The 12,549-nt window shown below is 42.8% G+C and carries 12 protein-coding genes; all 12 read left to right on the forward strand.

The window, feature by feature from the left end:
* Nucleotides 1-256: DUF3290 family protein (locus AB5Y61_RS07170; protein ID WP_368403674.1), on the forward strand; the 256-nt coding region annotated here is incomplete at its 5' end.
* Nucleotides 253-885 (forward strand): DUF421 domain-containing protein, encoded by a 633-nt coding sequence (locus AB5Y61_RS07175; RefSeq protein ID WP_368403675.1) that lies wholly within the window; start codon nucleotides 253-255, stop codon nucleotides 883-885. The genes AB5Y61_RS07170 and AB5Y61_RS07175, both read left to right, overlap by 4 nt.
* A gap of 140 nt (nucleotides 886-1,025) precedes the next feature.
* Entirely contained in the window at nucleotides 1,026-3,077 is a 2,052-nt protein-coding gene (gene pbp2b / locus AB5Y61_RS07180) for a penicillin-binding protein PBP2B (RefSeq protein WP_368403676.1), read from the forward strand.
* 10 nt (nucleotides 3,078-3,087) lie between these two features.
* Nucleotides 3,088-3,684 (forward strand): recombination mediator RecR, encoded by a 597-nt coding sequence (gene recR / locus AB5Y61_RS07185; protein WP_003002450.1) that lies wholly within the window; start codon nucleotides 3,088-3,090, stop codon nucleotides 3,682-3,684.
* 76 nt (nucleotides 3,685-3,760) lie between these two features.
* Nucleotides 3,761-4,807 carry a D-alanine--D-alanine ligase gene (locus tag AB5Y61_RS07190; protein ID WP_368403677.1) on the forward strand — a complete coding sequence of 349 codons (1,047 nt, stop codon included), beginning with the start codon at nucleotides 3,761-3,763 and terminating at the stop codon, nucleotides 4,805-4,807.
* Nucleotides 4,808-5,084: 277 nt separating this feature from the next.
* Nucleotides 5,085-6,452: a UDP-N-acetylmuramoyl-tripeptide--D-alanyl-D-alanine ligase gene (locus tag AB5Y61_RS07195; protein ID WP_368403678.1), complete on the forward strand. Its 1,368-nt coding sequence runs from the start codon at nucleotides 5,085-5,087 to the stop codon at nucleotides 6,450-6,452.
* Between the two features lie 56 nt (nucleotides 6,453-6,508).
* Entirely contained in the window at nucleotides 6,509-7,204 is a 696-nt protein-coding gene (locus AB5Y61_RS07200) for a YwaF family protein (protein WP_024055152.1), read from the forward strand.
* Nucleotides 7,205-7,232: 28 nt separating this feature from the next.
* Complete coding sequence (locus tag AB5Y61_RS07205; protein ID WP_368403679.1) at nucleotides 7,233-7,919, forward strand: TMEM164-related integral membrane acyltransferase; 687 nt, start codon at nucleotides 7,233-7,235, stop codon at nucleotides 7,917-7,919.
* A gap of 13 nt (nucleotides 7,920-7,932) precedes the next feature.
* Complete coding sequence (locus tag AB5Y61_RS07210) at nucleotides 7,933-8,613, forward strand: TMEM164-related integral membrane acyltransferase (protein WP_368403680.1); 681 nt, start codon at nucleotides 7,933-7,935, stop codon at nucleotides 8,611-8,613.
* 183 nt (nucleotides 8,614-8,796) lie between these two features.
* The gene (locus AB5Y61_RS07215; protein ID WP_023917622.1) at nucleotides 8,797-10,344 is read left to right on the forward strand and encodes a peptide chain release factor 3; all 1,548 of its coding nucleotides are present in this window, start codon (nucleotides 8,797-8,799) and stop codon (nucleotides 10,342-10,344) included.
* 77 nt (nucleotides 10,345-10,421) lie between these two features.
* Nucleotides 10,422-10,802 carry a PH domain-containing protein gene (locus tag AB5Y61_RS07220; RefSeq protein ID WP_004219989.1) on the forward strand — a complete coding sequence of 127 codons (381 nt, stop codon included), beginning with the start codon at nucleotides 10,422-10,424 and terminating at the stop codon, nucleotides 10,800-10,802.
* 41 nt (nucleotides 10,803-10,843) lie between these two features.
* Nucleotides 10,844-11,752 (forward strand): magnesium transporter CorA family protein, encoded by a 909-nt coding sequence (locus tag AB5Y61_RS07225; protein WP_368403681.1) that lies wholly within the window; start codon nucleotides 10,844-10,846, stop codon nucleotides 11,750-11,752.
* Nucleotides 11,753-12,549: the final 797 nt, after the last annotated feature.

Consider the following 12,549-nt stretch of genomic DNA (forward strand, 5'->3'; position numbering starts at 1 on the left):
CAGCAATTTCCAAAATAGCCTAAGTAATAATGATCAGTTCCAACGCTCACTCCATTTTATTGAGGTCATCTCAAAGGAGTTGGATGTCAAAAAAGAAGACGTCTATGTCAATACTTCAGCAGCCACAGATGGGGCGATCCTGAAGGTTGGAGAGGTTTATTACCGAGCTATCGCAGGATCTGACCCAGATAGCTACCTATTAGAAAAGATGGATCTGTATAAAACAGACGTGGAACTTGTGGAGGTGAACAAATGATAGTAAATTTTTTAAACATCTTGATTAAATTAGCTTTGGGCTTGATTTCCTTGGTATTTGTCATCAATGTGACCGGGAAAGGAAACTTAGCACCAAATTCTGCAGTAGACCAGATACAGAACTTTGTTCTTGGGGGCATTATTGGTGGGGTCATCTACAATAGCTCCATTACCATTCTTCAATACATTGTGATTCTCTTAATGTGGACTATTTTGATCTTGCTCTTAAAATGGCTCAATACCAATGTTCGTTTTATGAAGCACATGATTGATGGAAAACCAACTGTCATCATTAAAAATGGGAAACTGGATCCGGAAGCGTGTCGTTCCAAAGGACTTTTTGCTTCAGATGTTGCTTTGAAACTACGTGGACAAGGGATTTTTCAATTAAAAGATGTGAAGCGCGCTGTTATTGAACAAAATGGTCAATTGATCGTTGTCCGTGCGGGGGATGAGAATCCTAAATACCCGATTATTACGGATGGAGTGATTCAGCTTGAAATTTTGGAAACAATTGGAAAAAGTGAAGAGTGGTTGTTGGCTGAATTGGAAAAAGAAGGCTATGATAATGTTTTGGATATTTTCATTGCGGAGTATGACAAAGGAAAAATCAATGTTGTGACCTATTAAAAGAAGAGATTGGACGAGCCTGTCCAATCTTTTTTCTTTATAAAATTCCAGGAAAGGGCTCTTCCTTTTCTTGAGATACTCTGGGAAAAATAGTAAAATGGAAGGTAAGTGTTCATTAGAAAAGAAGGATAGAAAATTTCATGAAGAAGAAAATACGGAAGTTTGAGAATCATTCGATTACACGCAGACTCTACCTGCTGTTTAGTTTGATTTGCCTTCTTTTTTTGGTGCTGATTGCCCGACTTGGCTATATGCAGATCACTCACCAAGCCTACTATACGGATAAATTGGCAAAAGCTACGAAAAAGACGGTCAAACAAGGAAGTGTGCGAGGGCAAATCTATGATGCTTCTGGTAAGCCCTTGGTGGAAAATGTGGGAAAACAAGTCCTGACCTTTACGCGCGATCGTAAAATGACGGCACAAGAAATGCGAGAGACAGCTGGGAAACTCCTGCAGTATGTCGACGTAGAAAATCCTCAAGTGACTGAACGACAAGAAGTGGATTACTATCTAGCCAATACCAAGGTCTACCAAGAGGTCGTGGAACACCTACCTGAGAAAAAGAAATTTGATACCGATGGCAACCGCCTGCCGGAAGCCAAGATTTATCAAGCAGTAGTGGATAGTATCGACCCTTCAAAACTCGGCTATACAGATGATGAGAAAAAGATTATTTATCTCTATAGCCAGATGAATGCGGTAGAGAATTTTGCGACGGGGATCATTACGACACAGGCACTAGGAGCTGAGCAGATTGCGACCATCGCAGCGGACAGTCAGGACCTTCCGGGGATTGCTATCACGACCAGCTGGGACCGCAAGGTTTTGGATACTCCTTTAGCCTCTATTATTGGAAATGTATCGACTGAGCAGGCGGGACTTCCAGCAGAAGAGGTTGAGGACTATGTCAAAAAAGGCTATGCTCTCAATGACCGGGTTGGTACCTCTTATTTGGAGAAAGAATACGAAAATGTCCTTCAAGGAAAACGCAGTGAAAAAGAAATTCTCCTAGATAAAAATGGCAACATGGAGAAAGTGGTCGACGTTTCAAAAGGGGCCAAAGGAGAAAACCTCAAGCTCTCGATTGATTTGGATTTCCAAAAAGGAGTGGAAGATATCCTTCGCTCCGCCTTTAGTGCAGAGTTGCAAGCTGGAAATGCGACCTACTCTGAAGGTGTTTATGCCGTAGCTCTGGAGCCCGATACAGGGAAGGTCCTTGCCATGGCAGGGATTAAACACCAGGCTGGTAGTCAAGATCTATCAGCAGATGCGTTGGGAACAGTGACCAACGTCTTCGTTCCAGGATCTGTGGTCAAAGGAGCAACCTTGACTTCTGGATGGGAAAATGGAGCCATTTCTGGGAATCAGGTTCTGACCGATCAGCCCATTGTTTTTGCAGGATCCGCTCCTATCAATTCTTGGTTTACCCAATACGGTAGTCGTTCCATCAATGCGGTAGAAGCTTTGGAATACTCTTCTAATACATATATGGTCCAAATTGCCCTTAAGATGATGGGGCAGCCTTACACTCCAAACATGACCTTACAAGTGGATCAGGTTGAACCTGCTATGAAAAAACTGCGCTCTACTTTTGCGGAATATGGTCTTGGAACGTCAACGGGGATTGACCTTCCCAATGAATCGACCGGTTTTATTCCAAAAGACTACACAGTCGGTAATTATTTGACCAATGCCTTTGGTCAGTTTGACAACTATACGCCTATGCAATTGGCCCAGTATGCGGCAACGGTAGCGAATGATGGGAAGAGGGTGAGTCCTCATGTCGTCGAAGGCATCTATGACAATAATGATCAAGGGGGGCTTGGTCAGTTGAAAAAAGCGATCGAAACCAAGGAGCTCAATCAGGTCCATATCTCTGCTGAGGACATGGCTTTGATCAAGCAAGGATTCTACCAGGTTGCCAATGGTACGAGTGGGTTGACGACAGGGAAAACTGTTGGTCAAGGTGCCAGTGTCTCCATTAGTGCCAAGACAGGTACGGCCGAAACCACAATCGATGGAGGCAAACAAGCCATTAATACCAATGTGGTGGCTTATGCACCGTCAAACAATCCAAAGATTGCAGTAGCAGTGGTTTTTCCACATAATACCAATCTACAAGCGACGGTCAGTCATTCCATTACGCGTGACATTATTAATTTATACAATCAGAAACACCCCATGAATTAGAGAGGAAACTATGCTTTATCCAGCACCTATTGCAAAATTAATTGACAGCTATTCGAAGTTGCCAGGAATTGGGATCAAAACAGCGACTCGTCTGGCTTTTTACACCATTGGTATGTCAGATGATGATGTGAATGAATTTGCTAAGAACTTACTCAATGCCAAGCGTGAGCTAGGGTATTGCAGTATTTGTGGCAATTTGACTGATGAAGAAACCTGCGAGATTTGTCGAGATGAAACGAGGGATCCATCTCTCATTCTTGTTGTAGAAGATAGCCGGGATGTATCTGCTATGGAAAATATCCAGGAATACCACGGTCGCTATCATGTCTTGCACGGCTTGATCTCGCCCATGAATGGCGTGGGACCTGATGACATCAATCTCAAGAGTTTGATTAGTCGCTTGATGGATGGAACAGTCACAGAGGTCATTGTTGCGACCAATGCGACGGCAGACGGGGAAGCGACATCTATGTATATCTCGCGTGTGCTCAAACCAGCAGGGATCAAAGTGACCCGTTTGGCACGGGGATTGGCAGTTGGAGCCGATATCGAGTATGCGGACGAAGTGACCTTGCTTCGCGCGATTGAAAATCGGACAGAATTATAAGAGAAGTTCTTTCGAAAGGGCTATCATTGTGGTATACTATCAAGTAAGAAATCAAGGGAACAATTAGGGAGAAACTATGAGTAAACAAGACTTAATCCTGTTGTATGGTGGACGTAGTGCAGAACGTGAAGTATCTGTTCTTTCAGCAGAAAGCGTGATGCGCGCGATTGATTACCAAGCATTTTCGGTTCAAACCTACTTTATTACGCAGTCAGGAGACTTCATCCAGACGCAAGCTTTTGAAGAAAAACCAGCAGATGATGAGAAATTGATGACCAATGATACAGTGGACTGGTCTAAAAAAGTGGCACCATCTGCGATTTACAAGGAAGGAGCAGTAGTCTTTCCAGTTCTTCATGGACCAATGGGAGAAGATGGTTCTATTCAAGGCTTCTTAGAAGTCTTGAAGATGCCTTATGTCGGCTGTGGCATCCTAGCTTCCAGTGTGGCCATGGACAAGATCACGACCAAACGGGTCTTGGAGTCTGCAGGAATTCCACAAGTTCCTTATGTAGCTGTAGTGGAAGGCGATGACGTGGATGAGAAAATTGCTACAATTGAAGCGACTCTCTCTTATCCGGTTTTCACCAAACCATCCAATATGGGTTCTAGCGTCGGCATTTCAAAAGCTGAAAACCAAACAGAGCTTCGGACTGCTCTCGAACTGGCCTTCAAATACGATAGCCGTGTCTTGGTAGAACAAGGGGTCAATGCGCGTGAGATCGAAGTTGGGCTCCTTGGAAACTATGATGTAAAAAGTACCTTGCCAGGTGAAGTTGTGAAAGATGTGGCCTTCTATGATTACGACGCCAAATACATTGACAATAAAATTACCATGGCCATTCCAGCTCAATTGGACCCTGAGGTTGTGGAAACCATGCGGACCAACGCAGAAAAAGCCTTTCGTGCGATCGGTGGTCTAGGCTTAGCTCGTTGTGATTTCTTCTATACGGATAAAGGAGAGATCTTCTTAAATGAGCTCAATACCATGCCAGGCTTTACCCAATGGTCTATGTATCCCTTGCTTTGGGACAATATGGGTCTCAACTATACAGATTTGATCACCAAGTTAGTAGAGCTCGGAAAAGAAGTCTTCCAAAAACACGAAGCGCATTTGTTGTAAGAAAAGAGAGAGTGGGACAGAAATCGGCAATTCGTTAGAATTCGATTTCGTCGTCCCACCTCCGCACAGTTGAGTAGGGCTGTAAAAGCTGATGAAATCAGCGTAGTAGAGCCCACTCAACCACTGCGTCTTGCTCGACAATCCTAAAACAATCAAGAGGCTAGGACTTCTGTCCCAGCCACTTTTTTTGTGGTCTAGAATATGGTATAATGAGAAGAATTTGAAACGAGCGTCAAGACCTTTGAGGATGACGCTACGGAGAACTGAGGAGTCGGATATGAATCTCACATTACATGAAGTTGCTCATCTAGTACATGCAAAAAATGATATCAGCCAATATGAAGATGTGGCCCTCGTCAAGCCTGAATTTGACAGCCGTTTGATTGGGCCTGGTGACCTTTTTGTTCCGTTAAAGGGAGCGCGTGATGGTCATGATTTCATCGAGACCGCTTTTGAAAATGGAGCCGTAGCCACTTTTTCAGAGAAAGTGATCGAAGGCCACCCTTATATTTTGGTGGAAGATGTTTTGAGCGCATTTCAAACATTGGCTGCAGCCTATCTTCAAAAGACAAAAGTGGATGTTTTTGCTGTGACAGGGTCAAATGGTAAAACAACCACAAAAGATATGTTGACACAGCTTTTGTCCACCACCTACCTAACCTATAAAACACAGGGGAACTATAATAATGAAATTGGTCTTCCTTATACGGTTCTCCATATGCCAGAAGGGACAGACAAACTCGTCCTTGAAATGGGGCAAGACCATCTAGGAGATATCCATCTCTTGTCAGAACTGGCGCATCCCAAGGCTGCTATTGTCACCTTAATTGGGGAAGCCCATTTGGAATTTTTCAAAGATCGAAGCGAGATCGCAAAAGGAAAACTCCAAATTGCGGATGGCATGCCAGAAGGTGGCCTTCTGGTGGTTCCAGCTGATCCGATCGTGAATGCCTACCTCCCTGAAAAACAAAAATTGGTCCGCTTTGGTCCAGACGAGGAGATTTTTATTACCGAGTTGGTAGAGCGAAAGGATAGCTTAACTTTCCGCGCTAATTTCTTAGAAGAAGCGATTGATCTACCAGTAACAGGAAAATACAATGCGACCAATGCCATGATTGCAGCTTATGTTGCCCTGCAAGAAGGAGTGAGCGAAGCGGCGATTCGTGATAGTTTTGCTACCTTGCAATTGACGCGCAACCGCACGGAATGGAAAAAGGCTAGTAACGGAGCGGATATCCTATCCGACGTCTACAATGCTAATCCGACGGCTATGCGCTTGATTTTAGAAACTTTCTCGACTATTCCTGCGAATCCAAATGGCCGAAAAATAGCCGTCCTTGCAGATATGAAAGAACTAGGGGAGCAATCTGTAGATCTGCACAACCAAATGATCCTCAGCCTCTCGCCGGATGTCTTGGATACGGTTATTTTCTATGGGCAAGACATTGCGGGCTTGGCCCAATTAGCGAGTCAGATGTTTCCACTCGGACATGTCTATTATTTCAAAAAAACAGTTGAGGAAGACCAGTTTGAGGACCTGGTCAAACAAGTCAAGGAAAGCTTAAAAGAGCAGGACCAAATCCTCATCAAGGGAAGCAATTCCATGAATCTAGCCAAATTGGTAGAGGAATTAGAAAAAGCCTAGCAAATGTGAAGGAAGTTCTACAAAAATAGGCTACTATAAACTAAAGGAATAGAAAAATGACACTTTGGGATTTATTGTTTACGAACCAAAAATCAGCCCCGCCTGAGTTTGGACTCTGGTATGTTTTCCTACCAGCTTCCTTGTTGGTGGTTGGCTACTTTTCCATCAAATATGCACAGTCTAAAAGCTACCAACGCTTTTGGTATTGGGCACAATTGATTCAAGTCTTGACCATCAATGCTTGGTATATTCTCGCCCACATGCCTTTGACAGACAATTTACCTTTTTATCATTGTCGCTTGGCTATGCTTGCGATCCTCTTTGCTCCTAGAGGGACCTATATCAAGCAATATTTTGCCTTGTTGGGTGTTCTAGGATCCATTGCGGCTTTGGTTTATCCGGCCTTTGATCCCTTCCCATTCCCTCATATTACTGTACTCAACCTGATTTTTAGTCACTGGGCCTTGTTTGCCAATAGTTTGATTTACCTACAGGATTTTTATCAGTCGGAAAAACAGGACACTTTACGAATTGTTAAGATCACATTTGGTATGAATGCAGTCATCTTTTTGGTTAATCTTTTGACCAGAGGAGATTACGGCTTCTTACGACGTCCACCAATCATTGGAGACCACGGTGCTCTTTTGAACTACCTCTTGGTCAGCATCGTGATGGTGGCTGGTATTTGCTTGGTCAACCAGCGCTACAAATACAAGATGGTTGAAGAGACTGTCGTTTCGCGTTCGGAATAGAAAAAAGAGTAGATGAGGGAAAGAAATCATGGCACTTTGGGACTTATTTTTCACTAGTCAACCAACCTCCCCTCCTCAATTGGGGGCCTGGTATTTCTTATTGCCGACTTCTTTGGTAGTGGTGGGAGTTCTGTCCGTTCGATTTGCTCACTCCAAAAGCTACCAAACTTTTTGGTATTGGGGGCAGTTGATCCAGTTGCTCATCATCAACTCTTGGTATTTAGCAGCTCGCTTGCCTTTTTCAGAGAGTCTTCCCTTCTATCATAGCCGGATGGCCATGTGGATTATCCTTTTGGCCCCCAAGGGAAACTTCAAGCAATATTTTGCCCTCGTGGGAGTCTTTGGCTCCATCATGGCCTTGGTTCATCCTGTTTTTTATCCCTACCCTTTTCCTCACGTTTCCTCGATCAACAATGTCTTTGGTCACTGGGCCCTCTTGGCCAACTGCCTAATCTATCTGGTTCAATCCTACCAGGTGGAAGAAGGGGCTGTTTGGAAGATCTGTCAGATGACTTTTGGAGTCAATGCCATTATTGTTCTAGCCAACCTTGTAACGGGCGGAAACTATGGCTTTCTGCGTTGCCCTCCTGTGTTAGGTGACCATGGCCTTGTGCTCAATTATTTGATCGTGACAGTCCTCATGACGGGGACACTGATCCTCATCAATACGATCGTTCAGTACAGTAAGAAAAGAAGAATACCTGAATCGGTTTAAATAAGGAGACTTTATGCATCATTTTTTCACTACAGAATCAACAGCACCACCAGCAATCTCAGCACTTTGGTATAGTGTGATGGTCTTGTTAATTGTGACAGCGATCGTGATGTCACTTCGCTATTATCAGAATGAGCAATTTCGCAAATGCTTTCAATACTTACAGGGCTTCCAGTTAATTTGCTTGTATCTTTGGTATTTTGCCTACCACATTCCTTGGTCCAACAGTTTACCTTTTTATCACTGTCGCTTGGCCATGTTTGCGGTCTTGTTTTTACCAGACAGATGGAAAAGCAAACAGTTCTTTGCCTTGATGGGAGTGAGTGGAGCCATCTTTGCTTTGGGCTATCCAGTCTTTGACCCCTACACTTTCCCTCATATTACGAGCTTTTCTTTCCTCCTCGGACATTACTGTCTCCTGATCAATTCCTTGATTTACCTCTTGAGATGGTATGATCGAAACATCTTAAAAAACAGTCAGATTGTTCTCTATACCTTTGTTTTAGATTTATTCCTGGTTGGAGTCAATCAATTGACGGGAGGTAATTATGGTTTGATGGCCCGCCCTCCGATTATGAGAGGGGATAAAGTGTGGCTCAACTACCTGGTTGTATCTAGTATTTTAGCCCTTGCTTTATTACTCTTTAATCAGATCTTCAGTCGCAGAAGTGAGCGGGTGAAAGTGAGAAAATAACCATGATTGAAGAAGACTAGAATCTACGGATTTTAGTCTTTTTTTGCTTCCCCAAAAAGATCCATCATTGAAAAAAGTGCCTCTTTTCGCTATAATAGAAAAGATAGAGAAATTGAGGAGAGATCCGATGTAAAGATGAATTTGTAAATTTGTCAGAAAATAAAAAGAGAAAGAATTAGGAACATGAACGTACAAGAAGAAATTAAAAAACGCCGTACCTTTGCCATTATCTCCCACCCGGATGCTGGTAAAACGACGATTACAGAGCAGTTGCTCTACTTTGGGGGAGAGATTCGGGAAGCCGGTACCGTAAAAGGGAAAAAAACAGGAAACTTTGCCAAGTCTGACTGGATGGATATCGAGAAGCAACGTGGGATTTCGGTAACCTCATCTGTTATGCAGTTCGACTATGATGGCAAACGGGTCAATATCCTTGATACGCCAGGGCACGAGGACTTCTCAGAAGATACTTATCGGACCTTGATGGCGGTGGACGCTGCCGTCATGGTAGTAGACTCTGCCAAGGGGATTGAGGCCCAAACCAAGAAATTGTTTGAGGTTGTCAAACACCGCGGGATTCCTGTCTTTACCTTTATGAATAAGCTGGACCGTGACGGTCGTGAGCCACTGGACCTCTTACAAGAATTGGAAGAAGTCTTGGGAATCGCCAGTTACCCAATGAACTGGCCGATTGGGATGGGGAAAGCCTTTGAGGGACTCTATGACCTTTATAACCAACGTTTGGAACTCTATAAAGGAGACGAGCGTTTTGCTAGTCTAGAAGATGGAGACAAGCTCTTTGCCAACAACCCCTTCTACGAGCAAGTGAAAGACGACATCGAACTCTTGCAAGAGGCTGGAAATGAATTTTCAGAAGAAGCCATCCTTGCGGGTGAATTGACTCCCGTCTTCTTCGGCTCAGCCTTAACCAATTTTGGAGTACAGACTTTCTTGGAAACCTTCCTCAAGTTTGCTCCGGAGCCACACGGCCACAAGAAGACAGATGGCGAACTTGTCGATCCTTATGACAAGGATTTCTCAGGCTTTGTCTTTAAAATCCAAGCCAATATGGATCCTCGTCACCGCGACCGGATCGCCTTTGTGCGGATCGTATCTGGCGAATTTGAGCGTGGCATGAGCGTCAACCTGCCTCGTACCGGTAAGGGCGCTAAGTTATCTAACGTGACTCAATTTATGGCCGAAAGCCGTGAAAATGTCAGCAATGCTGTAGCAGGAGACATCATCGGGGTTTACGATACAGGGACTTATCAGGTTGGAGATACTTTGACAGTGGGCAAAAACAAGTTTGAATTTGAACCACTGCCAACCTTTACGCCTGAAATCTTCATGAAAGTGTCAGCTAAGAACGTCATGAAGCAAAAATCCTTCCACAAAGGGATTGAGCAATTGGTGCAAGAAGGAGCTATTCAGCTCTATACCAACTACCAAACAGGTGAATACATGCTTGGTGCTGTTGGTCAACTTCAGTTTGAAGTCTTTAAGCACCGGATGGAAAATGAATACAATGCCGAAGTGGTCATGAGCCCAATGGGTAAAAAGACCGTTCGCTGGATCAAACCAGAAGACTTAGATGAGCGCATGTCTTCAAGCCGAAATATCTTGGCGAAGGACCGCTTTGACCAACCTGTCTTCCTCTTTGAAAACGACTTTGCCCTCCGCTGGTTTGCGGATAAGTATCCAGATGTTGAGCTGGAAGAAAAGATGGGATAAGGAACGATTCAAAACCGATCCATAACAAAAAATAAGAAAACGAAAATCTATCCGTTTTCGCTTTTAAAGGAGAAATGATGGGATTATTAAGTGGTTTGATGGGCAATGCCTCTCAAAAGAATGTTGATAAAGTAGAAAGAGATCTGGAAGATATCTTGGTGCCGGGAGAGCAAGTCACACTTGCTTTTAGCTTGATTCGTGATTTAATCGTCTTTACAGAATTTCGTTTGATCTTGGTGGATAAGCAAGGAGTAACAGGAAAGAAAACGTCCTACAAATCCCTTCCTTATCGCTCGATCTCTCGATTTTCAGTAGAAACTTCCGGTCATTTTGATTTGGATGCCGAATTAAAAATCTGGGTCTCTTCAGCAGTGGAACCTTCAGAAGTTTTACAATTCAAGAGTGACAGCAGCGTCATTGAAATCCAGCAAGCATTAGCCAGTGCAGTTTTTAAATAAAAAAATCATTTTGATAGAGAACAGTTGAGAAAGGAGACGGAATGTTTATCGATAAACAATTGGGTCAAGATCGGAAATGGATCAATATCGACTCGGATTTGATTGCTGAAAACTCATATCTTTATAAAAAATACGAGATTGACAAAGAAACCATTGAGTACGCGATGGATAAGAACGAACGTGCCCATATGGATTACAATCGAGAAAACGGTACGATCACCTTTATCTACAATGTATTGGATTTAGAAAAGGACAAGGAATACTACGAAACCATTCCTATGACCTTTATCGTTCAAGATACGCGACTCGTGACCATCAGTAACCAGGTCAATGCCTATATCATTGAACAAATGGTTCGCTATTTGGAAAGCCATGAGGAGTTGTCGATCTATAAGTTGCTTTTTGCAGGTCTTGAAATGATCAGTAATGCTTATTATCCGATTATTGATCGCTTAGATAAGCATAAAGATGAACTCAATCGTTTGCTTCGAAAGACAACGACGACCAAGAATCTCTATGCCCTCTCTGACCTAGAGACCGGTATGGTCTATCTAGTTGCTGCTGCCAAGCAAAATCGGATGTTGCTGGAACATATTAAAGCGCATGCCATTTATCGCAGGATGAATGATGTTGAAAAAGAACAGTTTGATGATGCTATGATTGAAGCGCGTCAGTTGGTTTCAATGACCGAGTTGATTTCCAATGTCTTGCAGCAGTTGTCTGGATCATACAATAATATCCTAAACAATAACCTGAATGACAACTTGACTACCCTAACCATCTTTGAAGCCTTGTTGGCTGTTTTAGCTGTGATCACCGGTTTCTTTGGAATGAATATCCCTCTTCCTATGACAGAGGATCCCAATGCTTGGATTTATGTATCGGTATGTAGCTTTATATTATGGCTCCTTTTGGCAAAGGTCATGCGGTGGATTGTGAAAAAAAGATAAAAAAAGAGGCTTGGAGAAATCCGAGCCTCTTCGTATCTAGAATAATCTGAGAAATAGGAACCATCTAGACACCTGCCCTCCTCTCCAAAGAAGGGGCAGTGTGAATAGTTCATCGACTGTACAAAATCTTCTTGGAAATAGTAGGAGTAGATTTAATAGTACTGAGTGGTTCTAAATAAATCAGAACGTAGAATAAACCGTTGAATCAGATAAAATGATCCTATTTCTTTATACAGAAATATTTTAGATACTACCTGTATTATACATATTTATTTGTAAAAACGCAAGATAAGAGTTACCAAAAAATAAAAGTTTTTCCGAAGTTTTTATACTCCTATGATGAAGTATATGAAATGGTTACAAGAAGAAAACCAGTCCTGGCTAGCTTTAGGGGCGCTTTTATAATCTTAAGCTATCTAAGATTTTTTCCTAAAAAATAAAATTAGTCTCCTGTGACTATCATTTACCTCTTCATTGTGTTATACTAGATAAGTTGCAAACTTGTATGAGAGAAATGGTAGGGAGGCAGAACAGATGGAAGGCTTTTGTTCAAAAGAAGACTCCCGCAAGTAGGATCATGTTGCCTATTTGTTTGAAAAAACGATTCTAGTCAACAACATCCGTTAGGACGCAAAACATTTTTCTCTAAAGAAAATGTAGTCTCAAACAGACAAACTGATTTTTTCTTTAGATGAGTCTTGCGACAGGTAACCGGGAAGGTGACTTCCTATGCAATCAGTGCGTTTTCGCATTGAAAGAAGTTTGATAAAGTGGCTTCGCACCACTTTTTAGAAAGA

It is taken from the genome of Streptococcus parasanguinis (genome assembly GCF_040908565.1).
Classification (GTDB): Bacteria; Bacillota; Bacilli; order Lactobacillales; family Streptococcaceae; genus Streptococcus; species Streptococcus parasanguinis_AC.